Annotated in this window: 23 protein-coding genes and 2 other annotated features; of the genes, 19 read left to right on the top strand and 4 right to left on the bottom strand. The window is 43.5% G+C overall.

Annotated elements, in window-relative coordinates:
* Positions 1-2 precede the first annotated feature (2 nt).
* Positions 3-2255: a bifunctional glutamate--cysteine ligase GshA/glutathione synthetase GshB gene (gshAB, locus tag FFM84_RS11630; RefSeq protein WP_130845664.1), complete on the top strand. Its 2253-nt coding sequence runs from the start codon at positions 3-5 to the stop codon at positions 2253-2255.
* Positions 2256-2807: 552 nt separating this feature from the next.
* On the opposite strand, the gene FFM84_RS11625 is transcribed toward gshAB, so the two are convergent.
* Positions 2808-3266, bottom strand: coding sequence for a YueI family protein (locus FFM84_RS11625; RefSeq protein WP_130845665.1), 459 nt, complete (start codon positions 3264-3266; stop codon positions 2808-2810).
* A 136-nt stretch (positions 3267-3402) separates the two neighbouring features.
* Between FFM84_RS11625 and FFM84_RS11620 the strand changes: the two genes are divergently transcribed.
* A complete protein-coding gene (locus FFM84_RS11620) occupies positions 3403-4017 on the top strand; it encodes a DUF1054 family protein (RefSeq protein ID WP_130845666.1) in 615 nt (204 codons plus the stop codon).
* A 52-nt stretch (positions 4018-4069) separates the two neighbouring features.
* Here the strand turns inward: FFM84_RS11620 and rpsD are convergent, their stop codons facing one another.
* Positions 4070-4678, bottom strand: coding sequence for a 30S ribosomal protein S4 (gene rpsD, locus FFM84_RS11615; protein WP_130845667.1), 609 nt, complete (start codon positions 4676-4678; stop codon positions 4070-4072).
* 199 nt (positions 4679-4877) lie between these two features.
* Complete coding sequence (gene msrC / locus FFM84_RS11610) at positions 4878-5339, bottom strand: free L-methionine (R)-S-oxide reductase MsrC (RefSeq protein ID WP_130845668.1); 462 nt, start codon at positions 5337-5339, stop codon at positions 4878-4880.
* A gap of 175 nt (positions 5340-5514) precedes the next feature.
* Between msrC and ezrA the strand changes: the two genes are divergently transcribed.
* The 17 genes from ezrA to FFM84_RS11525 all read left to right on the top strand — a co-directional run bounded on the left by ezrA (position 5515) and on the right by FFM84_RS11525 (position 24259).
* Positions 5515-7224: a septation ring formation regulator EzrA gene (gene ezrA / locus FFM84_RS11605; RefSeq protein WP_130845669.1), complete on the top strand. Its 1710-nt coding sequence runs from the start codon at positions 5515-5517 to the stop codon at positions 7222-7224.
* Between the two features lie 155 nt (positions 7225-7379).
* Positions 7380-8534 carry a cysteine desulfurase family protein gene (locus FFM84_RS11600; protein WP_130845670.1) on the top strand — a complete coding sequence of 385 codons (1155 nt, stop codon included), beginning with the start codon at positions 7380-7382 and terminating at the stop codon, positions 8532-8534.
* 19 nt (positions 8535-8553) lie between these two features.
* The gene (gene thiI / locus FFM84_RS11595) at positions 8554-9771 is read left to right on the top strand and encodes a tRNA uracil 4-sulfurtransferase ThiI (protein ID WP_130845671.1); all 1218 of its coding nucleotides are present in this window, start codon (positions 8554-8556) and stop codon (positions 9769-9771) included.
* 595 nt (positions 9772-10366) lie between these two features.
* Entirely contained in the window at positions 10367-11065 is a 699-nt protein-coding gene (locus tag FFM84_RS11590; RefSeq protein ID WP_130845672.1) for a hypothetical protein, read from the top strand.
* A gap of 43 nt (positions 11066-11108) precedes the next feature.
* Complete coding sequence (locus FFM84_RS11585; RefSeq protein WP_130845673.1) at positions 11109-11831, top strand: hypothetical protein; 723 nt, start codon at positions 11109-11111, stop codon at positions 11829-11831.
* A 111-nt stretch (positions 11832-11942) separates the two neighbouring features.
* Positions 11943-12437: a thiol peroxidase gene (gene tpx, locus FFM84_RS11580; protein ID WP_130845674.1), complete on the top strand. Its 495-nt coding sequence runs from the start codon at positions 11943-11945 to the stop codon at positions 12435-12437.
* Positions 12438-12475: 38 nt separating this feature from the next.
* Positions 12476-12703 (top strand) — a binding site (T-box leader).
* 53 nt (positions 12704-12756) lie between these two features.
* Positions 12757-15426, top strand: a complete 2670-nt coding sequence (locus FFM84_RS11575; protein WP_130845675.1) for a valine--tRNA ligase — start codon at positions 12757-12759, stop codon at positions 15424-15426.
* A gap of 73 nt (positions 15427-15499) precedes the next feature.
* On the top strand, positions 15500-16819 hold the full coding sequence (locus tag FFM84_RS11570) for a bifunctional folylpolyglutamate synthase/dihydrofolate synthase (RefSeq protein ID WP_130845676.1): 1320 nt from the start codon (positions 15500-15502) through the stop codon (positions 16817-16819).
* A gap of 38 nt (positions 16820-16857) precedes the next feature.
* The gene (locus tag FFM84_RS11565) at positions 16858-17496 is read left to right on the top strand and encodes a JAB domain-containing protein (protein ID WP_130845677.1); all 639 of its coding nucleotides are present in this window, start codon (positions 16858-16860) and stop codon (positions 17494-17496) included.
* Positions 17497-17718: 222 nt separating this feature from the next.
* Positions 17719-18723, top strand: coding sequence for a rod shape-determining protein (locus tag FFM84_RS11560; protein ID WP_130845781.1), 1005 nt, complete (start codon positions 17719-17721; stop codon positions 18721-18723).
* Between the two features lie 70 nt (positions 18724-18793).
* Entirely contained in the window at positions 18794-19639 is an 846-nt protein-coding gene (mreC, locus tag FFM84_RS11555) for a rod shape-determining protein MreC (protein WP_130845678.1), read from the top strand.
* 7 nt (positions 19640-19646) lie between these two features.
* Positions 19647-20171, top strand: coding sequence for a rod shape-determining protein MreD (gene mreD / locus FFM84_RS11550; protein ID WP_225424663.1), 525 nt, complete (start codon positions 19647-19649; stop codon positions 20169-20171).
* A 22-nt stretch (positions 20172-20193) separates the two neighbouring features.
* On the top strand, positions 20194-20862 hold the full coding sequence (locus tag FFM84_RS11545; protein ID WP_130845680.1) for a septum site-determining protein MinC: 669 nt from the start codon (positions 20194-20196) through the stop codon (positions 20860-20862).
* Positions 20862-21665, top strand: a complete 804-nt coding sequence (minD, locus tag FFM84_RS11540) for a septum site-determining protein MinD (protein WP_130845681.1) — start codon at positions 20862-20864, stop codon at positions 21663-21665. The genes FFM84_RS11545 and minD overlap by 1 nt, the downstream gene beginning before the upstream one ends.
* Positions 21666-21716: 51 nt before the next feature.
* Positions 21717-21949 (top strand) — a binding site (T-box leader).
* A 166-nt stretch (positions 21950-22115) separates the two neighbouring features.
* Complete coding sequence (locus tag FFM84_RS11535) at positions 22116-22757, top strand: amino acid ABC transporter permease (RefSeq protein ID WP_130845682.1); 642 nt, start codon at positions 22116-22118, stop codon at positions 22755-22757.
* A gap of 12 nt (positions 22758-22769) precedes the next feature.
* On the top strand, positions 22770-23411 hold the full coding sequence (locus FFM84_RS11530; protein WP_130845683.1) for an amino acid ABC transporter ATP-binding protein: 642 nt from the start codon (positions 22770-22772) through the stop codon (positions 23409-23411).
* Between the two features lie 11 nt (positions 23412-23422).
* Positions 23423-24259, top strand: a complete 837-nt coding sequence (locus FFM84_RS11525; protein ID WP_130845684.1) for an amino acid ABC transporter substrate-binding protein — start codon at positions 23423-23425, stop codon at positions 24257-24259.
* Between the two features lie 449 nt (positions 24260-24708).
* On the opposite strand, the gene FFM84_RS11520 is transcribed toward FFM84_RS11525, so the two are convergent.
* Complete coding sequence (locus FFM84_RS11520) at positions 24709-26061, bottom strand: aspartate kinase (protein WP_130845685.1); 1353 nt, start codon at positions 26059-26061, stop codon at positions 24709-24711.
* Between the last annotated feature and the right edge of the window lie 82 nt (positions 26062-26143).

Here is a 26143-nt window from a genome sequence, read left to right as displayed (position 1 = left end):
TTATGGCATTAGATGCAGTTGGTCAAGCAATTAAACAGTACCACTTAGTCCCATTGGTCAGTCAATCCAATCTGGGATTGGAAGTGACGATGCAACGAGTTGATGGTCAGGGACATTTATCCACTCAGCCTTACCCAAAGGCTTTCGGCAATCAACGACATAATCGGCAATTACATGCAGGGTTTGCCCAAACGCAATTGAAATTTATGACCCCGGCCATGGCTGATTTATCAAAATTAATGGCTTATTTAACCGGATTGAATATGGCAGTTCGTCGAGAATTAGCGGCTGATGAGTTTTTGTGGCCGTTGTCGAGTACGCCAGTATTACCAGCTGAGTTGTCCACGATTCCATTGGCAGAAGCCGATGAAGTTGGCTTTAAACGCCGTCAACAGCAGGCGGAAAAATATGATATGACGGCTTTAATGACAACTGGGACCCATGTTAATCTGAGCTTCAATGAACAAGTTTTTACGCGGCTATATACCGAAACATTCCATCAACAGTACAGTAGCTATGTTGACTTCCGTAATGCCGTGTATTTGAAAGTGGCCCAAGGACTTGTACGAATGGACTGGTTAATCCAGTATTTATTTGGTGCAACGCCAACTTTAGCAGTGACCGATACGAAGACCAAACCGCAGCGGACGAGTGTTCATACCCCCGCTGGTCGATTAAATGCGGTTACGGGTGATTATAGTTCGATTGATCGGTATGTGGCCAATATCCAAGCGGCGGTGCGTAAAGGTGACTTGTTGAGTGTGAGCGATTTTGACGGTCCAGTGCGTTTTAGAAGTATGGGCAGTTTAGAAAAGTTAGCTCGACAAGGAGTCTATTATTTAGAATATCGTGGTTTAGATTTAGATCCAACGACGATGACCGGTGTTGATCAACAAGCGGTGGCCTTTATTCGTTTGTTAGCGAGCTATTTTGCGATGATGCCAGGGTTGCCAACTGCCATGGTCACTCAAGTTGGTAAGCAGGCAACCGCATTAATGACGCAAGTGACGACTGAAAATCCAACAACGGCCAGTGCTCAAGCACAACCGGCATTACAAGTATTGACGGCCTTAGCTGATTTCGTGACCGAACAAGGGTTACCTGATCATGATCGTCAGTTGCTAGCGAACTTGAAACAACGGGTGACCGATCCTAAGCAAACACCGAGTGCGATTGTTGCGCAACAAGCAAATACTTTAGCTTGGAGCTGCCAACAAGCTAAGCAATACCAGGCCGCAGCTAACGAACAGCCATTTACATTGCCCGGATTCGATCAGCTAGATTTATCTAGTCAATTGTTGATTGCGCCAGCGCTCACTCGTGGCATTCAAGTTGATGTCGTCGATGCCACAGCTAACATTTTGCGTTTGACTCGCCAAGATCAGGCTCAGTTAGTGGTTAACGGTAGTGGAACCGATTTGAACCCACAAGCGCTGACAACGGTGCTCAGCCATAAAGTTGCTGCTAAGCAGGTTATGGCAGAACACGGTGTCATGGTACCAGCGTCACAGACTTATCGATCTGCTAATCAGCTAATTGACGATTATGATCGGTATGTTCAGGGGGGTGGGATTGTCCTGAAGGCAACCGATCAGACGCATGCGGTGGTTGCTTTTCGGATAATGCCTGAGCGTCAACTATTTGAGCAAGTGGTTCGTCAGTTGTTCGAACAAACCAAGTCGGTTATGGCCGAAGAACTAATTGTGGGTGCCAGTTATCGTTTCTTGGTTATTGGTGGACAGGTTCAAGCGATTGTTGAACGTATTCCGGCTAATATTGTAGGTGATGGTCGCTCAACCGTGCAAACGTTACTAGATCGCAAGAACGCACGCGCTTTACGGGGGCCAGCCTTCAAGTATCCACAATCGCAATTGACCCTAGGCACGATTGAACGTTATCGTTTAGCGTCATATCAGCTAGATCTCGATACTGTGGTCAGTCGAGGGACCCAAATCTTATTGCGAGAAGATGCAACCTTTGGTAATGGGGCGGATGTCTTAGATGCCACCGATGATATGCATCCATCATATGTACAAGCTGTTGAAAAATTAGTCGCTGAATTGAATTTACAAGTTGCCGGGGTTGATGTGATGATTCCGAATTTGTATGCTGAATTAACACCTGAACATCCTGAAATGGCTGTTTATTTAGGTATTCACGCGACGCCATATCTCTACCCACATCTATTTCCAATGTTTGGCGATGCACAACCAGTTGCGACAACGTTATTAGCAACGTTATTTCCAAAAGACTAACTGGATTAGTGACTTTCCATTGAAAGATACTTTTTAGCAATAAGCGTTGATATGCTAGGTATTTATCGATCAAAACTAGACGTCCGTGCCACCTACCGTTCGCCCACCTTGAGCCGGAACGCTGTGGATGGGACCGGCTCAGCCAAAAAGCGGTCTGAGCCGTCGTTTTGAACCACCAAACCCGCGTTTCAAAAAGCGATAAATCGCTAAGAGCTTCCCACAGCTGGGCTCAATGTGAGCTCACTCTCGGTTATATTAGTGATTAACTAGATTGATTAGTCTCTGCGATACAACCGGAGCCAGCCAGTGATGGCACCGGACTTTACGATGTGGACGACTTTTGAGACTAGCGGTTTTGGCTAGGCTTAAAAGCGAGGTGGAAGCCCGTTTTGTGGCTGGAACCGGTCCCCACAGCCGGCAGAATCGCTGGCTGACGCAGGTGACCAATTTAGCATCACTCAGACTGGTAATTATGGCCGTAATTATTCTTCAACCTTTAGTTAGCAAAATAAAACGCCCAGGAATTTTGAAATCCTGAGCGTTTTTGAGTATTTAGAATAATTTTTTTAGTTTGTTGAGGAAACCGGTACTGGCCGGTTTATCATCAGTTGGGGTGGTCGTTGGATATCGTTTTTCAATATCGATGACATCCTCGTTAATCGCGGTATCGGCGGCGAAGACTAACGCGTAGTTATCATCGCCAGTATGATAAACGCTGTCGGTCTTTAATGTGAATGGGACATTGGCCTTGGCGACAGCAGCCAAATAGGGGCCTAAGATATCTTCATCGAGGTTGCCATTGATGAGTAGTCGGTAGTCAGGGTGGGCGGCAAAGGCCTGATTGAGTTGGTCAACGTAATGTTGTCGTTTGATTTGATAAACGGTGACCGCTACTTCGACACGTTCCCGAAATGTGCCTAAATATTTGTGTTGTTCATCGGGATGCAATTGCGGCGTCCCGTACATGGCGCTTTGTAATCGCTCGCCTGCTTGGTTTTCTGTATCAGCCATATCAAACATCCTTTCTCAGCTAATCATTTAATTGTAGCATGTTCTAGTCTGAAAGGCGATGATTAGCCGGTATGATACTGGGCTTTAAAAGTTGGAGTGTTTACGGTATGCTAATTTTGATAAGGAAGTGAGTCCAATGTTTACCAAAAGTGACTTTGAAATTTTTGACGATCCAACATTAGCCGGACGGATGCACTTAATTAAAACCATCATTGATCCAAAGTTTGAGGCCATTGCGCCAACGGTGATTGAACAATTGGCGGTGACTGGCCAACCATTTTACGCGCATGTTGCCAAGCATTTACGACGGTTTAAAAATCCACCAGTTGATACTTGGGTGGCCTTTAGTGAAGATAAACGGCGCTACAAAGCCTTGCCGCATTTTGAACTGGGCTTTTGGCCCGATCGGTTATTCATTTATGTAGATATCCTAGATGAGAGTAAAGCGGCGGTCCAAGCGCAAGTAACGCCTGATCAATTACTCACTTGGTATCAACAATTACCAGCTGACTATGTGATTAGCAATAATCATGGCGTGGCAACGACTAATATGGCGACCCCTGAAAATATTGTCGCTGCGATTCATAAATTTGGCCAAACCAAACATAGTGAATTAGTCGCTGGGCGATCTGTGCCAGTTGATAGCCCGTTATTTGATGATGAAGCGGCGTTAACGGCTTTTATTTTGGCGACGGTTAACGGACTATTACCAATTTATACCCCGATTATGGCCGCCACTCGAGAAAAATAGGGATAATAAAAAAGCCATCGCATTTGCGATGACTTTTTTTGTAAACCGGAAATTAAAGTTTGTTGTAGTATTCAACGATTAATGATTCGTCAATATCTGCTTCAAGTTCTTCACGTTCTGGTAAACGAGTTAATGAACCTTCAAGCTTTTCAGCATCGAAAGAAACGAAGTTAGGGCGTGAAACAACAGCTTCAACGGCGCCAGTGATGACAACTAACTTCTTAGACTTGTCACGAACTGAGATAACTTGGCCGACTTTAACTTCGTATGAAGGAATATCAACACGTTTGCCATCAACAGTGATGTGACCATGGTTTACTAATTGACGAGCTTGGCGACGAGTCGTAGCCAAACCTAAACGGTAAACCATGTTGTCTAAACGACGTTCGAGTAAGATCATGAAGTTAACACCATGCTTACCTTCGCGGATCTTACCTGCTTTAAGGAATAAGTTAGAGAATTGACGTTCAGTTAAACCGTACATCATCCGTAACTTTTGCTTTTCGCGTAATTGTGTACCGTATTCTGAAAGCTTACCGCGACGGCCTTGGCCATGATCACCAGGAGCGTAAGGGCGACGAGCTAATTCTTTACCAGTACCTGAAAGGGACATTCCCAAACGACGGGAAATTTTCCAACTTGGACCTGTATAACGTGACATAAATTGGTTCCTCCAATAATTTTAGTTGGAGTAAAATAGGCCGATGTGAACGCAATATTCGTTCAGATTAGACTGCAGGTTTCACCATTGCAGCCGCAGGTTACTAACTGACCACTGAGTGGCACCAATCTGTTGACGAGCTTACCCGTTCACTGCTGCATATTTTACACAAAGAGTAGCATAGCATGTTTACCGGTGGTTAGTCAATGTGTTGCATCAGAATCTTGGCGAATTCAGTTAATTCTTGTTCATTTTCTGCCGTGAAGCGATCAAGGGACGGTGAGTCGATGTCTAATACCCCAATTTGGCGATCGCCTTTGGTCAACGGTACGACGATCTCAGAGTTGCTAGCACTATCACAAGCAATGTGACCTGGAAATTCATGAACGTTGGCGACGCGCTGAACTTGTTGATCTTTGAAAGCTGTGCCGACAACACCAGCACCTGGTTTAATGTGCATGCAAGCAACCTTGCCTTGGAAGGGACCCAGATCAAGTTCATCAGTAGTGTCATTATATAAGTAAAAACCAGCCCAATTTAAGTCGGTGTAAGTATCATTGATTAAAGCGCTTGCATTAGCTAAATTGGCGACCAAATTGGTTTCTTGATAAAGTAGCGCGTCCAGTTGTTGGTTCATAAGTGAAGTTTGGGTTTCTGACATGCGAAAATCCTCCTAGAAAGTTAATAAATTCGTACTGATTGATAATTGCGACTATGCTATAATTTTATTGTATCGATTTTAAGTGGAATTTAAGGAAAAAGCAAGGCTGCGACTCGGCAAGGCGAGGGCACAACCAAGCCATTAAAAATTAGCAACTAGAGTAAGGGGTATTCGTATGCAAGTAGCAATTGGCATTGTGGTGGTCGCCATCGTCATTTATGCGGCCATTGTGGGCTTTCAAAAGTACATAGATAAACAGGTTCGACAATTAACGGATCAACAGCAGCAGTTGGTTACGCAAACGCAAGCCTTGGATTTTGAAAAAATTCAGCGTCTAGGGCTAACGGGTGGGTCATTAGCGAAGTTTGAAGATCTGCAGGCTGAGGCCAAATCAGTTGAAAATGATCAGCTACCAGCGATCATTGAACGGCTTAAACAAGTGCAACAACAGGCGCGTAGTGTACGAGTTGTCGATGCGAAGCAAGCGTTGACCAAAATCAGTGGAACCTTGGCTGAGTTGAAAACTAAGTTGACGACGATTCAGTCAGGTCTAGATGATCTGGATCAGGCCGATCAAGCGCATCGCCAAGCTGTAGCGAGTTTAGAAAAGAAGTATCAAGATTTACGGAAAGTCTTACTATCACAAAACTTTTCGTTTGGACCTAGCATTGATCAATTGGAAGATCGATTAGCCAATTTAGAGAGCGATTTTGATAACTTCTCGCAATTGGCCAAGTCGGGTGATCATGATGCTGCGGAACGGGTGCTCGATCAATTACACCATGATACGAGTGCCTTAGAAACTGATATTGATCAGATTCCACCAATTTACAAAGATTTGGTCAGTGGGTTCCCAGACCAATTGGGCGAACTCAAAACGGGTTATGATCAATTAGTGGCGCAACATTTTCACTTTGAAGTTGCGACCATTGAACCTGAACTACAGGCGTTGAAACAAGCGATTGCGGATAACACTGCGTTGCTTGGTGAGTTAAAGGTTGAAGAAGCCCAAACCGGTAATCATGCGATTGAAAAACGGATTGACCATTTATATGATGTCATGCAAGTTGAAATTGATGCTAAAGCCGTTGTGGATGAACAACAAAGCGAAATCAGCAAATTCTTGACGCACGCCATGAATCAAAATCATCGACTGCAAGTTGAACTAGATCGTTTGGCGCAAAGCTATACCTTGAACAATCACGAGATTGAACGAACGCGTGAGTTAAACGAACAACTGAAAAATATTCAATCGGTTTATCAAGCTGATATGACTGCATTAACGAGCAAGCAAGCCGTTTATAGTACGATTGCGGCTCATTATGAAGAGCAAAACAAACAGTTAAAAGGCATTGAAGAAGAACAAGTCGCAATTAATGAAGGCGTGGCCGGGTTGGCTGAAGAGGAATCGAAGGCGCATGACACGCTACAACGATTTGATTTTGAAATTCATGCGATTAAACGTCAAGTTGAAAATATGAATTTGCCAGGTTTACCAGCCTCATATTTGGATTACTTCATGGTGGTTAGCAAAGAAATCGAAAAGTTGGACCATGATATCAACAAGTTAGTCATTAATATGGATGATATCACCAAGCAACTCATTGTGATTCAGGCGGATATGGCGACCTTGGAAGAAAAGACGACTGATTTGACTGATGCGGCCGTGTTAGCGGAACAAGTGTTGCAATATGCCAACCGCTACAAGAACAGTCATGAAGACGTTCAAGCGGCCAGTGTTGAAGCGCAACGATTATTCAATGAAGAATTTGATTATACGAAGAGTCTTGAATTGATTGGTGCTGCCGTTGATAAAGTTGATCCTGGTTCTTACAAACGAATTGAAGATAGTTATTATAGTTCGAAAGCAACCACTGAAGACTAGGTTGTTTGGTAAAAAAGTCACCGGAAACGGTGGCTTTTTAGTTAGGCTGAAAACAAAAATACTTGTTTCATGCCTATTATTTGGTATAATTGCAAAGAATTCTGCTCGAAGATCCGGGCGTGCCCGCGGTCTTTTTGGAAAGTGAAGGCTCACAGATGATTTATTTTGATAATAGTGCGACGACACAAGCCGCACCGTCAGTATTAGAGACATATACAAAGGTGTCCCAACAAGTTTGGGGTAACCCGTCTAGTTTGCATAACTTTGGGGAATCCGCTTATCACTTGTTGGAACAATCGCGACAACAGATTGCGGATTTACTGGGAGTTAAAGCACGTGAAATCTTCTTTACCTCGGGTGGTACAGAAGGTGATAACTGGGTTTTAAAAGGAACCGCCATGGAAAAGCGGACGTTTGGTAAGCATTTGATTACCACGGCCGTTGAACATCCAGCGATTCATAACTCAATGGAACAATTGAAAGAATTAGGCTTTGACGTGACCTATTTACCAGTTGATCAAGAAGGTCGGATTTCGATTGCCGATTTGAAGGCGGCAATTCGCCCGGACACGATTTTAGTATCAGTGATGGCTGTGAATAACGAAATTGGCACGATTCAACCGTTGCAAGCGGTGGCCGATGTGTTGAAACAATATCCTAAGATCCATTTTCATATTGATGCTGTCCAAGGAATTGGTAAAGGCATTCAAAATATGATCATGAATGATCGGGTGGACTTCGTGACTTTTTCAGGGCATAAGTTCCATGCGACTCGAGGTGTGGGTTTTATTTATGCGCGGACTGGCCGTAAAATTGCGCCGTTGATGGCCGGTGGTGGTCAAGAAAATAATTGGCGCTCAGGCACTGAAAACTTGCCCGCAATTGCCGGCATGGCCAAAGCGTTGCGGTTACTGTTGACGGACGAAGATCAAAAAGTGGCACAAGAACGGGCCATTAAGCAACGGATTTATGACCATATCAAGGATTTTGATAAGGTTGAAATCTTTAGTCGGCCAACCGATGGCTTTGCACCACATATTTTGTGCTTTACCATTAATGGCGTACGTGGTGAAACCATTGTGCATGCGTTCGAAGATCAAGGCATCTTTATTTCAACGACCAGTGCTTGCTCGTCGAAGAAGCATTTAGCGTCAAGCACGTTAATGGCGATGCATACGCCTGAAGCTGTGGCAACTAGCGCAGTGCGGATTAGTTTAGATGAAAATAACACCATGGCAGAAGCCGATGAATTCAATGACGTCTTTGATCGGTTGTATCAAAGATTCTCAAAGATTAACGCGGATGCCTAACTGAAAGGACTATAACTTAATGCAATACACTGAAATTATGGTGCGTTACGGTGAGCTCTCAACCAAAGGTAAAAACCGACGGAACTTTATTGATAGTTTGGGTCGTAACGTGCGCAAAGCGTTGCACGACTTTCCAACTTTAAAAGTGCATGCTGATCGTGATCGGATGCACATTAGTTTAAATGATGAACCGGCTACAGACGTTATTGAACGTCTAAAGTTGGTCTTTGGAATTCAAAACTTCTCACCTAGTATTCGAGTGGCTCAAGATATGGACGAGGTTTATGCCACGGCCATTGAAATGATGAAAGCCCAATTCAAACCTGGGATGACGTTTAAAGTTAATACGCGGCGTTCAGACCATCATTTTGAATATGATACGAATGAAATCAACGATATGCTGGGTGGGAAAATCCTAGAAAACGTTGATGGCATTAAAGTTCAAATGAAACAGCCAGATGTGATCATTCGGGTTGAAGTTCGGATGAACGGGATCTTCTTGTCTTCTGAAACCATTCAAGGTGCCGGTGGGTTACCTGTAGGGACTGCCGGTAAAGGGATGCTAATGTTATCTGGTGGGATCGATTCACCAGTGGCTGGTTATCTTGGCATGAAGCGTGGCGTTGACATGGAAATGGTTCACTTTTTCAGTCCGCCATACACGAGTGAACAAGCTTTAGCGAAAGCCAAACAATTGGCCTCAACTTTGGCTAGTTATTCTGGTAGTGTGAAGTTTATCCAAATTCCATTTACTGAAATTCAAGAAGAGATCAAAGAAAAGGTACCAGAAGGTTATTTGATGACGGTCCAACGTCGTTTAATGATGCGCTTAATGGATGCGGTCACTCGTGATCGGCATGGTAAAGCCATTTTTAATGGGGAATCATTAGGGCAAGTGGCATCACAAACGATGGATAGTATGATTGCCATTAATGATGTCACTACACTACCGGTTTTACGGCCAGTTATTTCAATGGATAAGACGGAAATCATTAAGATTGCTGAAAACATCGACACGTATAACTTGTCGATCATGCCATTTGAAGACTGCTGTACGATCTTTGCGCCACCAGCACCTAAAACTCATCCAAAATTGGATCGGTCACGGTCTTATGAAGAACGGATCGATGTTGAAGGCTTAATGCAACGGGCTTTAGACGGGATTAAGATTAGCGAAATCAAACCTGGTGAAGATTATATGAACGCGCAAGCCGATGTGTTTGCGGAATTGCTTTAATCAGAGTGGGGCAAACCGTTTGACACACGTTTCAGCAAGATAATATCGAACCAACTAAGGACTTGGGCTTATTGCTCAAGTCCTTTTTTAGGTTTCTAACTAAGGGTTGAAAGGTAATTATGGCGATAGACACTATACTGATACCGGCTTGAACTATGCTAAATTGGTCACCTCCGCCAGTCAGTGATTCTGCCAGCTGTGGGGACCGATTCCAGCCAAAATGCGGGCTTCCACCTCGCTTTTGAGCCTAGCCCCAACCGCTAGTCTCAAAAGTCGTCCACATCGTAGAGTCCGTCAAAATCATCCGGACTAACGATGTTTTCACGGCCGGCGTCATCACTGACTCCGGTTGTATGGTGGTCATTAAATAGTCTAACAATCGCTATCGTAACCGTGCCTCATAGCGTTCAGGCTCAAGATAAGCGAACGGTAGGTGACAAGCATGACCATTTTTGATCGGTGAATGCTTGCCATATCAGCGATTATGACTAAAAAATAATTTTCTATCTATAAAGGTTCCTAACAAATTCTTAAACAGTCCTCAATTAATTAAATGGTATTATAAATATAATATTATTAATTAAGAGGGTTAACGATGACGAAGCGGAAAGTAATACAGGCACAATTAAGCGTATTGTTGGTGGTGTTATTGATTTGGTTGGGGTGGACTTGGTGTGTGTATCATAGCACGATTTGGTTTGCAGGCGGTGAAACAGCTTGGCAAGAAGATATTGGCACGTTGGGGTTAATATCGCCATGGTTGCTCATGCTGGGAGAACTATTTTTAGGGGTGAAACGGCGTCAAGGTTGGATGTTAACAGCTGGTATCTTAGTTGGTGTTGTCTATTGGTTACGTAGCTATCAGCGAACAAATCAAGCAATTGTCATGTTGATCGTACCGTTGGGGTTACTCATGTGCTGGGTTCAAACGCAAGCAATCATTGCACATCGAATGCCAACCGCAAAATTGACGACACTACGTTGTTGGTTTATCGGAGTGATCATTGTTTTGGGATTAATCAGTGGATTCACACGGCTTAGTCCAACGGCCACGGTGCGCGGTTATTTGGCCGGCTATAGTGATCCAATCACAGCGATGGCCACGAAATTAACCTTTGATCACCAACCACAGGTGTTGACTAAACGAACCCGTAACTATGACGTGGATACGAAATCACCAAAAGTGATCACGTTGTTAGTTTTAGAGACACAAGGGGCGAAAGGTATTGAGTTAACGTTGCATCAACGTGGACTTTGGTTTTACGTGACTGAGTTTCCGTGGTGGGTGGTTTAACAGTTGCAATTAATAAAAGAGAATAGGTAAGCAGGGGAAAATGATGACAAAAAGACAAGTAATGTGGCGGCAATTAGGTGTTCTACTGATTGTTTTATTAATTTGGCTTGGCTGTAGTTGGGGATTATATCATGGCTCAATTTTGGTTGAAGTGAGTAACGATGACACGACATGGAATCTTGCGTTGTTTGGATTAGCAGCGCCATGGGTTCTCATGATTATTGAGGGCTTTTGGGGACTAAAACGGCGTCAATGGTGGCTACTATTAGCTGGTATTTTAGTAGGTGTAACAGAGTGGCTACGTGGTTATCAAAAAGAAAATCCAAGTTTTATGATGCTGGTTGTCCCAATTGCTTTATTGATGTGTTGGGTACAAACTCAAGTGATCATGGCACGGTGGTTACCGGATGCAAGTTTAAAAAGGGCATGGCGGTGGTTAACTGGTCTTTTAGTCGGATTAGTGCTAGCTAGTGGGATAGTTCGATTTAGCCCGATAGCTACAATGCGAGTCTACTTGGCCGGTTACAGTAATCCAGTAACGGCGATGGCAACACATTTATTTTTTGATCGACAGCCACATGCCTTAACGAATCGGAACAGTCGATACACGATGACAACTGAGTCACCGGAAGTGATGACGGCCTCTGGCGAATTATTTGACGGATTCGAGGCTAGCGGTATTGAATCGGGATTAATTCAACATGGTTATTGGTTTAAAGCGACGGGGTATCCTTGGTGGGAGGATGAAGACAGTGAAGGCGATTAAAAAAGTTAATCCTATCATTTGCGGCCTGAGCAACTTTGCGGTAAATTTAACACATACTAGATTGAACTAGCGATCCAGCAGAGACGTTAATCTTTTAAAGGGGTGTTGAAGGTGCAAGTATTATTTCATGATCAAGCTTTAGATTTAGTTGGCGAACCACTCACAGATGGCGATCAATTACCAAAATTTAAAGTGTTTACGACGCATAACGAAAAGTTAAAAACTAAAGACTTATTAGGTAAGCCAACTTTAATTAGTGTGATGCCCGATATTGATACGCGGGTCTGCTCAATTCAAACGCGCAAGTTTAATCAACAAGCTGATCGTTATCCTGGCATTCGGTTCATTGCCGTTTCCAACAATTCAACTGCGGAACAAGCTGGCTGGTGTGCTAAAGAAGGCGTCAAGAATTTAACGGTGGTTTCTGATGAAGAATTATCCTTTGGTTATGCCACGAATTTGTATCTGCCAAACAATGGCACGTTAGCGCGGGCTATTTATGTGGTTGATGCAGACGGTAAAGTTGTTTATCACGAAATTGTGCCAGAAATGACTCATGAACCAAATTATGTCGCTGCCTTGGATGCACTAAAACAATTCGAATAGTGATTGACGTTCGATTAAAAATTCATTACAATAGGCTTATTCAAGCAATGAGCAAGAGAGTAGTTTAACGGTTGATCTTCAGAAAGAAAACGGGACTGTAAGTTTTCGTTCAACGTTAAATGAAAGTAGCTTGCGAGCTGTTGCCCTGAACTGATAGTAGGGACAACCGGACGGCACCCCCGTTCGTTAACAACAACGTTTAAGTGTAAAGTATCGTTTGGATACTTTAAAATTAGGTGGTACCGCGAAGTCCATTCGTCCTAAGTTTGTTAGGATGAGTGGACTTTTTTGGTCCCAAAAACAGAAAGGACGTGTCTCCATGTCAGAAGAATTAACCACTGATATGCCAACTAAATACGATCCAACCGCCGTTGAAGCCGGTCGGTACCAAGCTTGGTTGGACGACGATTTATTCAAGCCTTCGGGCGACAAAAAAGCTAAACCTTATTCCATTGTGCTTCCACCACCAAATGTTACTGGAAAGTTGCATTTAGGTCATGCCTGGGATACGACATTACAAGATATCATCATTCGCCAAAAACGGATGCAAGGATTCGACACGCTTTGGGTTCCTGGGATGGACCATGCCGGGATTGCCACACAAGCTAAGGTTGAAGCCAAGTTACGTGAGCAAGGCATTTCTCGTTACGATTTAGGCCGTGAAAAGTTCATTCAACAAGTTTGGGATTGGAAAGACGAATATGCGTCAATCATCAAACAGCAATGGGCTAAACTTGGGTTGTCATTAGACTATTCACGTGAACGTTTTACGATGGATGATGGCTTATCTGACGCGGTTAAAAAAGTCTTTGTTAACTTATACAAAAAAGGCTTAATCTATCGTGGGGAATATATCATTAATTGGGATCCCCAAGCTCGGACGGCGTTATCTGATATTGAAGTGATTCATAAAGATGACCAAGGCGCGTTCTACCACGTCAAATACCCATTTGCTGACCCAGACTTTACGTTTAATGGTCAACATTATATTGAAATCGCGACAACTCGTCCAGAAACGATGATGGGTGATACGGCCGTTGCGGTTAACCCTAGTGATGATCGTTATAAGGAATTAGTCGGTAAAGAAGTGATCTTACCATTAGCCGATCGCAAGATTCCAATTATCGCCGATGCTTATGTTGATCCTGAATTTGGGACTGGGATGGTTAAGATTACGCCAGCCCATGACCCTAATGACTTTAAAGTCGGGAATCGTCATGATTTAAAACGGATCAATACGATGAACGATGATGCGTCAATGAATGCCAATGCCGGAAAATATGAAGGCTTAGACCGATTTGAAGCGCGTAAAGCGATGGTTAAAGATTTGGAAGATCAAGACTTAATGCTCAAGATCGACCCAATCGTCCATAGCGTTGGCCATTCAGAACGGACTGGAGTTCAAGTTGAAGCCCGCTTGTCGACACAATGGTTCGTGAAGATGAAACCACTTGCTGAACAAGCCTTAAAGAATCAACAAACCGATGGTAAAGTTGACTTTGTGCCAGATCGTTTTGAAGACACCTTTAACCAATGGATGGAAAATGTGCATGACTGGGTTATTTCACGCCAACTTTGGTGGGGACACCAAATTCCAGCTTGGTACAACAAAAAGACGGGCGAAACCTATGTTGATGTTGAACCACCAAAGGATATCGAAAACTGGGAACAAGATCCTGATGTGTTAGATACTTGGTTCTCTAGTGCTTTATGGCCATTTTCAACGTTAGGTTGGCCTGATGAAAATGCTGAAGATTTCAAACGGTATTTCCCAACCAATACGTTAGTGACGGGTTATGACATTATCTTCTTCTGGGTATCACGGATGATGTTCCAAAGCCTTGAATTCACGGGTAAACGACCATTTGATCATGTCTTGTTACATGGGTTAATCCGAGATGAACAAGGTCGGAAGATGAGTAAATCCTTAGGTAACGGGATTGATCCCATGGACGTTATCAAGAAGTATGGGGCCGATTCCTTACGTTGGTTCTTATCAAATGGGTCAACGGCGGGGCAAGATGTTCGTTTTAGTTATACGAAGATGGACGCGGCTTGGAACTTTATTAACAAGATTTGGAATGCCAGTCGTTACGTCATCATGAACTTGGGTGATTTGGCACAACCAACCTTGCCAGTGCAAGCTGATTGGACCCTAGCTGACAAATGGATCTTAAGTCGCTTGAACGATACGGTTAAACAAGTAACAGTTCTCTTCGACAAATTTGACTTTGGTGAAGCAGGCCGGGCCTTGTATAACTTTATTTGGAATGATTTCTGTGATTGGTACATTGAAATGAGTAAGGAAGTCTTAACTGGTGACGATGCGCAAGCTAAAACCAATACGCAAAATGTTTTGGCCTATGTTTTGGATCAAACGTTGCGGTTATTACACCCAATCATGCCATTCGTTACTGAAAAGATTTGGTTGTCAATGCCACATGAAGGCAAGTCATTGGTTAACGCCGCTTATCCAGTAGATCATCCAGAATTTGACGATCAAGATGCTGAAGCTAATATGGCATCCTTAATCGAATTGATTACGGCCGTTCGGAGTATTCGGGCGGAAGCTAACGCGAAGATGTCATCAACGGTCGATGTCTTAATTAAGACGGACAGTCAACGGTTACAAGATGTCTTCAAGACTAATGAAGATTACATTCAACGTTTCGCTCATCCTAAGACATTGTCAATTGGCGCTGATGTCACGGCACCAAAACTCTCAATGACGCAAGTGATCAGTGATGCCGAAGTCTACATTCCGTTAGCGGAATTAGTGGACTTAAACGATGAAATCAAAAAGCTTGAAAAAGAACAACAGAAGTTTGAAAGTGAAGTCACTCGTGCCACCAAGAAGCTAGGTAATGAACGCTTTGTTGCCAACGCCCCTGAAGATGTGGTTGCCAGTGAAAAAGAAAAATTAGCGGATAACGAAGCCAAATTAGCAGCTACGAAACAACGGTTAGTTGATATTAAGGCGCAAGCTTAATTTTTAACCTGTATAAGACGAGTTTGGGCTTTTGGTCCCAAGCTCGTTTTTGCTAGGCAGAGGAGGAGATCGTGTGATTCAAGATTATGATGCGGCATTAGCATTTATTCACGGCCGGACGCAATTTAAAAAGATCCCAACGTTGTCGCGGATGCAGACCTTTTTACAACGTTTAGGTGATCCTCAGTTAAAAGTACCCGGCATTCATGTCGCAGGGACGAATGGTAAAGGGTCAACGGTTGCAAATTTACGTGACTTACTGATGGCTGATGGGCTAACGGTGGGCACTTTTACGTCACCATTTATTGTTCGATTCAATGAGCGAATTAGTGTCGATGGAGAACCAATCAGTGATACGGCGCTAGTTCAGCTAGTTCAAAAGATTGAACCAGTAGTTGCAGCGTTAGATGCCGAGTTGCCAACTGGTGGTCCCACTGAGTTTGAAATTATCACAGCGATGATGTTTGTCTATTTTGCTGAACAGCCCATTGATGTGGCGGTGATTGAGGTCGGCTTGGGTGGGCTATATGATTCGACCAATGTTTGGACACCACAAGTAAGTGCGATTACAACGATCGGTTATGATCACATGCAGATATTAGGCGATACTTTGACAGCAATTGCCACGCAAAAAGCTGGGATTATTAAATCAGAAGTGCCGGTCGTGGTAGGAAAATTACCTGCAGAAGCCCAGGCCGTCATGGAGACAACTGCTGAAAAAAAGCAGGCACCGTTGCAGACATTAGGCGTAGACTTTACGACGCGATTATTAGCGCCACAAGGGTGGGGTGAACGGTTCGACTTCGATAGTGCTGATGCGCATTTCAAAGGGTTAACGACGCCATTATTAGGTGATTATCAAGTGGATAATGCGGCAGTGGCGTTGCAAGCTTACTTGACCTATCACCGCTTACAACAAACCCCGGTCAATGCACGGGATATTCGGCAAGCACTAGCTCAAACCAATTGGCCAGGACGATTAGAAGTTGTGAATGCTGACCCGCTGATTTTAATTGACGGCGCCCATAATGAGCCTGCCATGACGGAATTGGCGGCAACGTTGAAAGCGCGATTTGGACAACAAACGGTCTATGTGATTTTGGCAGTTTTAGCTGATAAGCAGCACGCCCAAATGATCCAAACACTAGCGGCATTGCCTAATGTACAATTAGTCTTAACGCAGTTTGCTGGACCAGGAAAACGGGCTGTAACAACGCCCACAACCTTAGAAGCAGAATTGCCAGCTGGTCAATCGGCACCTCAGTTTGACGATTGGCAAACGGCCTTTGTTCATGTCACACAACAGATGTCGAGTGAAGATGTGGTCTTGTTAACTGGTTCGTTGTACTTTATTTCGGCGGTCAGGGCGTATTTTAAAACAATTCAGGACTAGTTTTACGGAGTTGCCTAACGAAAGTGAAGGTGACACTGATGAATAGTACTGCAATCGTAACTTATCCTGATTGGACCGCACAGATTAAACAGTTGATTGGGACGTATTTTTTGACACAATTGGCGCCCAAACCGGCGGCTATCGCGACGCAACAATTTATGGGACGTTATCCGATTGATCAAGTGGCAACTTGGTCACAACAACCAGTCACAGATCCTTTGTGGCAAGGCTTACTAACCGCATTGCAATGTGGGCAGTTACTGCAGCGCCAACCCCGGGTCGTTTTAGGGCAAGTTTTTGGTAGTCAAAGTTTGGGAAGTGCCTTGCAACACGATTTTGCGCAACAAGTACAAGAACAATTATTATTGTTATGTTTAGATACTAAAAATCAGATTGTTCGTCGGCAAATTGTGTTTCAGGGGACGCTCAATACGTGTCCAGTTCATCCACGAGAACTATTTCAAGTAGCATTACAAACCACGACAGCTCGGATTGTTGTGGCCCACAATCATCCTAGTGGTGATGCGACGCCATCAATAGCTGATCGCCAGTTTACCGATCGGTTAGTTTCAAGTGGTGAATTATTAGGCATACCGGTTTTGGATAGCTTGATTATTGGTGAAAACGATTACTTTAGCTTTGCAGAAAAAGGGTTGTTAAATTGTAATACGGATTGAGAAAAGAATGTGGTAAAATAACGGGGTTAGGACGAATATTATTCGCCTAATCGCGTTTTTTGTTAAATTTTATCTAAGTTCAATAATGGGACTGTATTTTTTAATAGATTACGGTATGCTAGGTTTCAGGCAAGTTTTTTATGCTGGGCTATTATGCTATAATACTTACTATTATGACTAATAAAATAATATAAATTTGTAAATGATGAAGGGATGAATGTAGTGTTCGGATTTGGGACAAAGAATATCGGGATCGATCTCGGTACTGCCAACACGATTGTGTACGTTGACGGCAAGGGAATCGTACTACGAGAACCATCCGTGGTTGCGAAGAACACGAAGACTGGTGAGATCGTATCTGTTGGTTCAGAAGCACGGGATATGATCGGGAGAACGCCAGCAAGTATTGTTGCGATTCGACCAATGAAAGATGGGGTCATTGCAGACTACGATACAACCGTTGCGATGATGAAATACTTTATTCAAAAGACGTTAGGCCGCTCAAATGGTAAACCATATGTCATGGTTTGCGTACCAAGTGGTGTAACTGAAGTTGAAAAGCGGGCCGTTATCGATGCAACTCGAGTTGCTGGTGCACGTGATGCTTATGTCATTGAAGAACCATTTGCTGCTGCGATCGGTGCTGGTTTGCCAGTTATGGATCCAACCGGTAGCATGGTGGTTGATATTGGTGGTGGGACGACTGACGTTGCCACAATTTCCTTAGGTGGAATTGTGTCTAGTCGTTCGATCCGTATGGCTGGTGATAAGATTGATGATTCAATCATTTATCACGTCCGTCAGAAGTTTAACCTGTTAATTGGTGAACGGACTGCGGAACAATTAAAAATTGATGTCGGCTCTGCTTCATTAGAAGCAGCTAAAGATATTGAAAGTTCAACGATTCGGGGCCGGGACTTATTATCTGGGTTACCAAAAACGGTTGAAATTTCAGCGGTTGATGTTGCTGAAGCGATTCAAGAAATCGTCTCAGAAATTATTTCGGCTATTAAGGAAACCCTCGAAGAAACATCCCCAGAAATCGCTTCTGATGTGATTGACCACGGGATTGTTTTGACCGGTGGTGGCGCCCTTTTGAAGAATCTTTCCGAAGTCATTGCTGATGCGACTAAAGTGCCAGTATTCATTGCTAACGAACCACTTGATTGTGTGGCCGTTGGGACTGGTGAATCACTTAAGAGCATCGATGTTATGAAAAAGCGATAACAAGTGGGCGGGAAGATGACTTCCCGCTTATTTATTGTTAACAAATTGAATTTTCGACCGGGGGTTCAACATGCAAAAGTTTTTTTCCAACCGTAAACTGGTAATCGTGATTATTGTGTTAATTGTCAGTCTCGGCTTGATGAGCGTTTCTGTCGCTATCCGTAATAAGAAGTCAACACCACCATTGATCCAGCAATTCGGGAACGATGTAGTGGGGGCCGTTGATCGCGTCGTTGCTTGGCCGGTCAATGGACTCCAAGGTGCTTCTAATTCGGTATCTGATTTATTAAATACTTACCAAGAAAACCAAAAGTTAAAGAAACAAGTTGACCAATTAGCACAAGTTAAAGTCAATGCACAAACCGCGACGGCGGAAAATAAGCAGTTACGTAAAGAATTAAAATTAAATAAATCCTTGTCAGACTACACAGCTGTAACGGCTAATGTCTTGACGCGGACGCCATCTTCATGGATGAACCAATTGGTGATTTCTAAAGGGGCTACTGCTGGGATTAAGAAGAATATGCCAGTCATGTCACAATCAGGTCTGATTGGTCGAGTGGTTGAAGTCAATCAAACTAATTCAAAAGTTGAATTGATTTCAAATACCAGTTCGTCAGCGGATAAATTCGCCATTCAAGTTACCAATAAATCTGGTAGTACGGTCAATGGGATTGTGACGGGTTATGATAAGAGTACCAACTTGATTGAAATGGGTTCAGTCACTTCAAAGACCAAGATCGAAAAGGGTGACAAAGTTGTCACCAGTGGTTTGGGTGGTGTGACGCCTAAGGGCTTGTACGTTGGGACAGTTGCCAGCGTTAAACAAGATGATTATGGGTTGGCTTCGGAAGTCCGCATTACCCCAGCTGCCGACTTGAGTGATTTAACGGTGGTCACGGTTGCCGTGAAGTAAGGGAGGTATGGACTTGCGATATTCACGTTTGAAAATTATCTTCCCAATTGGGTTGTTCTTAGCCCTCTTTTTGGATGGTTCGTTATCTAACGCTTTTGCGGGCCATTTGTTTAAGTATCCCTATTCCAGTGTGTTGCATTTAGTCCTATTATGGATTGTCTTTGCAATCTTCTTGGATGATCGAGGGGAGCTGCCGGTAGGTTTATGGGCAGCCTTTGCTGGGTTAATTTTTGATTGGTATTATACCGGTGTTTTTGGGGTCTATCTAGTCGCCTTACCACTGGTTGTTTATATCAGTCGTCAGATTAAGCCTTGGTTAGACTTAAACTTTCTGACCATGCTGATGGTCTATATTATCAACTTAACGATTGTCGAAGCTTTCGTTTATATTTGGTATTTAATTGGTAAAGTAATTACGAGTAACTTAGCCGACTTTGCGGTCTATACATTAGGCCCAACCATTGCGGTCAACTTAGCCTTGTTTGTCATTTTGTATTATCCAGTACGGCAGTTGTATCTAAAAGTTAGTTAGTCGGTAGAAAGGAATTCACAACATGCAACAAAGTGTGGTTTTAAAAGCCAGTAATGATGGCTATGAATTAATCTTTCGGCAGGCTGCCGGGTTTGATGAGATTATGGTTGATTTGAAGACCTTATTAGACCGGTTGCAAGTTGACAATACGACTGACAAACAAATCTCTTTTGATATGAGTACCGAAGGTCGGTTGTTAACGGCCGATCAGACGCAAGCAGTGACCAAGCTGATCAATCGTTATCCGTCCTTTAGTATTCATAAGTTAACGTCCGATGTGGTGTTAACGTCTGATGCGTTAGCGATGATTGACCGGGAAACGGTTCATTTGGTCAATCAAATTATTCGTAATGGACAAGTTGTGACAATTACTGGTGATGTGCTGTTCTTTGGTAAAATTCATGAAGGCGGCGTTTTGCAAGCAAGTGGGAATATCTTTGTGATGGGGGAAGTCGCCGGTGCTTTGGAAGCCGGTTATCCTGATCATAATGAGGCCGTGATTGTGAGCCCGCTCGCAACTGTTCCAAAAGTGCGGGTTGGTGAACTGCTTGAGTTAGTTGATCCAGCTAAAATCGTTGATGATACCAACGTGGTGTATATCAATGACATTCAAACCTTGGATTATCAACCGTTGAATCAGTTAAAACGCGTACGACCTAAATTATTCATTCAGAATGGAGGACATATTTGATGGGAAAAGCAATTGTTGTGACCTCTGGTAAGGGGGGCGTCGGTAAAACAACGACGACTGCCAATCTCGGGACAGCACTAGCCTTAATGGGCAAAAAAGTTTGTTTAGTCGATTTAGATATCGGCTTGCGAAACTTGGATGTGATTTTAGGTTTAGATAACCGAATTTTGTATGACATCGTGGATGTGGTCAAAAATCGGGCGCAATTACGTCAGGCATTAGTCAAAGACAAGCGCTTTGATGATCTGTTATATTTGTTGCCAGCGGCTCAAAATGCGGATAAGGATGATCTCAATCCTGATCAAGTCAAAGCCTTGGTAGAAGAACTCAAACCGGACTTTGACTATGTTTTGTTAGATTGTCCAGCGGGGATTGAACGCGGGTTTATGAACGCGATTGCCGGTGCAGATGCGGCCATTATTGTGTCAACGCCAGAAATTTCAGCGATTCGTGATGCCGATCGTGTCGTTGGGTTATTGGAACAATATCCACTAGCTGAAGCGCCACGGTTGGTGATCAACCGGATTCGACAACGGATGATGCAAGATGGTGAAACCATGGATATTGACGAAATTACCCACCATTTATCAATTGATCTTTTAGGGATTGTGTTTGATGATGATGCGGTCATTCGGACATCGAATAATGGTGAACCAATCGTGCTTGATCCTAAAAATCCAGCGGCACAGGGTTATCGAAATATTGCTCGTCGAATTGAAGGCGAAACCGTGCCATTGATGAACTTAGAGACCCAAAAGCCAGGTGTCTGGTCACGGATTGCTGGAATTTTTCATCGAAAATAAGTGATTAGGGCTTGACGGCTAGCAAAGTTTTCGTTAGTATGAGAACAACATTAAAAAACAGAGAACAGAAGAGTAGTTGGTTAGACGGTGAGCAGAGAGTCGACGGCGGTGAAAAGTCGATCACGTTTAAATGACGAACCACATCTGTGAGTTGAATGACTGAATGAAGTAAGTCATTTCGGTTGGCCTCGTTAGCGGCGGAGTTTAGTGATAAACTCGCTGAGTTCAATTGCGTGAGCAATTGATGAAGATGAGGTGGAACCGCGATAAAAATCGTCCTCTTAGGCTGTAGGCCTAGGGGCGATTTTTTTTATTATCACTAAACTCCCTGAGGTAGTGACTGTGAAGTGACTACGAACTGAGGTGGTACCGCGTCCAATCGTCCTCTTGAGCTTAAGGCTCAAGGGGACTTTTTTTGTGACTGTTTTAGTGAATTAGGAGGGAATACACATGCATTATATTTTAGAAATTTTGCCATCATTGTTATCTGGCGCCGGTTTGACGCTGCAAGTCTTTTTATGGACGTTGGTCGGGTCATTGCCATTAGGGTTGATTTTGAGTTTAGGGCTAATCTCCAATATCAAACCGCTACAATGGCTAATTAACTTTTACGTTTGGTTAATGCGAGGAACCCCATTGTTACTTCAATTGATCGTTGTCTTTTATGGGTTTCCATTGATTGGCATTGTCTTCCCACGTTATGAAGCAGCATTGTTCGCGTTTATCTTAAATTACGCCGCTTACTTTGCCGAAATCTTCCGTGGGGGCTTACAATCAATTGATAATGGCCAATATGAAAGTGCCCGAGTGTTACGTCTAAGCTATGCACAAACGATTCGCAAGATTGTGATCCCACAAGTGGTCAAGATCGTGTTGCCATCGGTTGGGAATGAAGTCATTAACTTGATTAAGGATTCATCGTTGGTTTACGTGATTGGATTGGGCGACTTGCTTCGTGCAGGTAACGTGGCCACCGCACGTGATGTCACGTTAATTCCATTGTTGTTAGTCGGGGTGATCTACTTAGTCTTGACGGCGGTCACGACTTTTGTACTTGGTCGGGTCGAAAAACACTATAGTTACTGGAAATAGGGAGGTAGTCGCATGTTAACACTTAAAAATATTACAAAACGGTTTGGTGATCGGACGATCATCGACCAATTAGATTTAACCGTTAAAGATGGTGAAGTTTTGAGTATTGTCGGCCCTTCCGGTGCTGGGAAGACCACCTTGCTCCGCTGCATTACCGGTTTGGAAAAAGTGGATGAAGGGGAATTCCTTATTGATGGCCAACCTTTTGATCCATATACCAATCGGACCAATGAAAGTGTCATTGGCGTGGTTTTCCAAAATTTCCAATTATTTCCACATTTAACAGTCTTGCAGAACATTACTTTGGCACCAACGATGGTTTTAAAGGAAAGTGAAGCGGATGCGCAAGCTAATGCCCAAAAATTGTTGGAACGGTTAGATTTGGGTGATCATGGCGATCAATATCCATATCAACTTTCTGGTGGACAACAACAACGGGTTGCTATTGCGCGAGCATTAGCTATGAAACCCAACGTTTTGTGTTATGACGAACCAACGTCAGCACTTGATCCTAACTTACGGCAAGAAGTTGAAAAGCTAATCTTAGGATTAAAAGCGGATGGGATGACACAGATCGTGGTTAGCCATGATCTTACCTTTGCGGAAAATATTGCAGACGACATGTTACGGGTTGAACCGAATCAATCGAAGTAGGGGGTGGCAGAATGAAGAAAAAAATCATGACCCTCGGCCTGCTATTCATCTTACTGATTGGTATGGCTGGGAGCTTATCTGGTTGTGAAAGTGTCACCACACGGGCGAATACGCAAGATACTTGGGCGAAAATCAAGAAGCGTGGTACCGTCGTTGTCGGCTTAGATGACAGCTTTGTCCCAATGGGTTTTCGAGAAAAATCTGGGAAACTAGTTGGTTATGATGTTGACTTAGCACGGGCTGTTTTTAAACTTTATGGCATTAAAGTGAGTTTTCAAACCATTGATTGGTCAATGAACGCCACGGAATTACGTAATGGGACCATTGATTTAATTTGGAACGGGTATACCAAGAATCCACAGCGGGAAAAAGTAGTGGCATTCAGTGATACTTACTTGAAGAATAAACAAGTGTTAGTTTCGTTAAAGAAGAACCACATCACGTCATTTAATGATATGACTGGTAAGACATTAGGGGTTCAATCAGGTTCGTCAGGTTACGAATCCTTGGAGAACAATCCGAAACTATTGAAAAATAAGATTGCTAAAAAGACGCCAATTCAATACGATACCTTTACGAATGCTTTCTTAGACTTGAATGCGGGGCGGATTAAAGGGCTATTGATTGATAGTGTTTATGCGAGTTATTATATTAAGCACGAAGCCAACTCGGCCGATTACCAAGAAACCCAAGGCACCTTTAAATCGGAAGATTTCGCGGTTGGGATGCGCAAAGGTGATAAGACAATGAAGGCTAAAATCAACGCTGGTTTGAAAACATTGAAGGCCAACGGAACGTTAGCTAAAATTAATAAGAAGTGGTTTGGTAATCAAAAGGTTGAAAACTAAACTAGTAAATGACGACTGCCGGATGGTGGTCGTTTTTTGTTGATTGAAAAGAGACTTACTTGCCACCTACCGTTCGCCCGCATTGAGCCGGAACGCTGTGGGCGGGCCGGTTCAGCCAAAGATGTGTGCTCGCTCTCGGTTTAGTGGTGATCACAAGCTTAATTAACAACCGGAGTCAGGCAGTGATGGCGCCGGCCGTGAAAACGTCGTTGTCCGGGTGTTTTTGCCGGACTTACGACGTGGACGTCTTGAAAGACTAGTGTTTTTTGCTTGGCTTTCAAGCGAGATTGAAGCCCGCATTTTGGCTGAAATCGGTCCCCACAGCCGGCAGAATCACTGGCTGACGTAGGTGGCTCATTAGCCTGAATACTGGTAAGGGACCATCATCATTATCTTTTAACCCTTAGCAATACAAAAAAACACCGACCGTAATGGCCGATGCGATTAGATTATTTAAAAAATTCGTTATATAAAGCAATGACGGCTTGGTCAGCATCGTGGTCATGAACCCCGAACATAATAGAAATTTCGGAAGCACCTTGGTTGACCATGATTAGCTTAATGTTACTATTGGCTAAAGCCGTGGCAGCCCGAGACATGATACCTACCCGATTACGCATGCTTTCACCAACAATCATTAAAATGGAATAATCATGAGTGAAATAAAGTTCATCAGGATGAACCGCGTCTGAAATCTCTTCAGTGAGTGTCTTTTCGAGTTCTGGGGTTAATTGATGTTCATCAAAGATGATCGTTAAATCATCAATCCCGGATGGCATGTGTTCGTAACTCACGTGATGATCCTCTAAAATTGTGAGAATTTTACGCCCAAAGCCAACTTCTTTATTAAGCAAGTATTTACGCAAGTATAAGGAACAGAAACTCGATGAACTGGCAATCCCCGTGACTGGGTATTGCGTGCTGGCAGTACGAGTTGATTTGATCAACGTTCCTGGGGCCTCGGGATGGTTCGTATTTTTCACATTGACTGTGATATTACCTTGAATTGCTGGGATTAAGGCTTCATCATGGAAAACGGAAAAGCCGGCGTATGAAAGTTCACGCATTTCCCTAAAAGTCATTTCAGCAATGGCAGCTGGTTGAGCGACCAATGAGGGATTAACTGCGTAAATAGCATCAACATCGGTAAAGTTTTCGTAGCGATCAGCGTGAACACCACGCGCGATAATGGCACCGGTGATGTCAGAGCCACCACGTGAAAATGTACAAATTTGGCCATTACGATTGTAGGCGAAAAAGCCAGGAATAACTAAAATCTGATCACTATTGGCCCATTTTGCCAGTTGGTCATAACTGCTGTCAATGATCTGAGCATCATCGGGGACATCGGTCACGACCATGCCAGCGTCTTTAGGATCTAAGTAGCGTGCATTTAAGCCGGCTTGCGCAAAGACTGCGGCCACGAGTTGGGCGTTGAGCCGTTCACCATGAGCCTTGAAAGTAGCCATTAAATAAGTATTATCCGCATAGTCTTGGTGTGGCAAGTCGCGAATAATGTCAAAGATTGGTGTTAATTGAGCCTCAGGTACATTGAAGCCATGACCAATTTCGGCGTAACGATCAATCAACGTTTCCACCACTGCAGTCGTGTTTTGATGATGAATCGTTTGGCGCGCATATTGAATTAATAAATCGGTGACTTTCGTGTCGCCGGCGAACCGTTTACCTGGTGCGGAAACAATCACATATTTTCGCTGGTCGTCAGCTTGGACGATCGACAGGACTTTTTGCAGTTGAGTACTACTGGCAAGCGAACTGCCACCAAATTTAATTACTTTCACATTAAATCGCTCCTAAATTTTATCAATAATGAAAAGAATAGCAGACAAACCGCGAGTTTGCAATGTTAAACTGACCTCATAA

Source organism: Lactiplantibacillus mudanjiangensis, assembly GCF_005405385.1.
Taxonomy (GTDB): domain Bacteria; phylum Bacillota; class Bacilli; order Lactobacillales; family Lactobacillaceae; genus Lactiplantibacillus; species Lactiplantibacillus mudanjiangensis.
Note: the sequence above shows the minus strand (reverse complement) of the source record. Positions and strands in the feature narration are given on the sequence as shown.

Excerpts from the sequence above, each read along its gene's own strand:
- FFM84_RS11585 (WP_130845673.1), top strand. The coding sequence starts at position 11,109 with ATGACAAAAAGACAAGTAATGTGGCGGCAATTAGGTGTTCTACTGATT.
- minD (WP_130845681.1), top strand. The coding sequence starts at position 20,862 with ATGGGAAAAGCAATTGTTGTGACCTCTGGTAAGGGGGGCGTCGGTAAA.
- FFM84_RS11525 (WP_130845684.1), top strand. The coding sequence starts at position 23,423 with ATGAAGAAAAAAATCATGACCCTCGGCCTGCTATTCATCTTACTGATT.
- FFM84_RS11600 (WP_130845670.1), top strand. The coding sequence starts at position 7,380 with ATGATTTATTTTGATAATAGTGCGACGACACAAGCCGCACCGTCAGTA.
- FFM84_RS11575 (WP_130845675.1), top strand. The coding sequence starts at position 12,757 with ATGTCAGAAGAATTAACCACTGATATGCCAACTAAATACGATCCAACC.
- rpsD (WP_130845667.1), bottom strand. The coding sequence starts at position 4,678 with ATGTCACGTTATACAGGTCCAAGTTGGAAAATTTCCCGTCGTTTGGGA.
- FFM84_RS11545 (WP_130845680.1), top strand. The coding sequence starts at position 20,194 with ATGCAACAAAGTGTGGTTTTAAAAGCCAGTAATGATGGCTATGAATTA.
- msrC (WP_130845668.1), bottom strand. The coding sequence starts at position 5,339 with ATGTCAGAAACCCAAACTTCACTTATGAACCAACAACTGGACGCGCTA.
- ezrA (WP_130845669.1), top strand. The coding sequence starts at position 5,515 with ATGCAAGTAGCAATTGGCATTGTGGTGGTCGCCATCGTCATTTATGCG.
- thiI (WP_130845671.1), top strand. The coding sequence starts at position 8,554 with ATGCAATACACTGAAATTATGGTGCGTTACGGTGAGCTCTCAACCAAA.
- mreD (WP_225424663.1), top strand. The coding sequence starts at position 19,647 with ATGGACTTGCGATATTCACGTTTGAAAATTATCTTCCCAATTGGGTTG.
- FFM84_RS11620 (WP_130845666.1), top strand. The coding sequence starts at position 3,403 with ATGTTTACCAAAAGTGACTTTGAAATTTTTGACGATCCAACATTAGCC.
- FFM84_RS11625 (WP_130845665.1), bottom strand. The coding sequence starts at position 3,266 with ATGGCTGATACAGAAAACCAAGCAGGCGAGCGATTACAAAGCGCCATG.
- FFM84_RS11590 (WP_130845672.1), top strand. The coding sequence starts at position 10,367 with ATGACGAAGCGGAAAGTAATACAGGCACAATTAAGCGTATTGTTGGTG.
- FFM84_RS11530 (WP_130845683.1), top strand. The coding sequence starts at position 22,770 with ATGTTAACACTTAAAAATATTACAAAACGGTTTGGTGATCGGACGATC.
- FFM84_RS11535 (WP_130845682.1), top strand. The coding sequence starts at position 22,116 with ATGCATTATATTTTAGAAATTTTGCCATCATTGTTATCTGGCGCCGGT.
- gshAB (WP_130845664.1), top strand. The coding sequence starts at position 3 with ATGGCATTAGATGCAGTTGGTCAAGCAATTAAACAGTACCACTTAGTC.
- mreC (WP_130845678.1), top strand. The coding sequence starts at position 18,794 with ATGCAAAAGTTTTTTTCCAACCGTAAACTGGTAATCGTGATTATTGTG.
- FFM84_RS11565 (WP_130845677.1), top strand. The coding sequence starts at position 16,858 with ATGAATAGTACTGCAATCGTAACTTATCCTGATTGGACCGCACAGATT.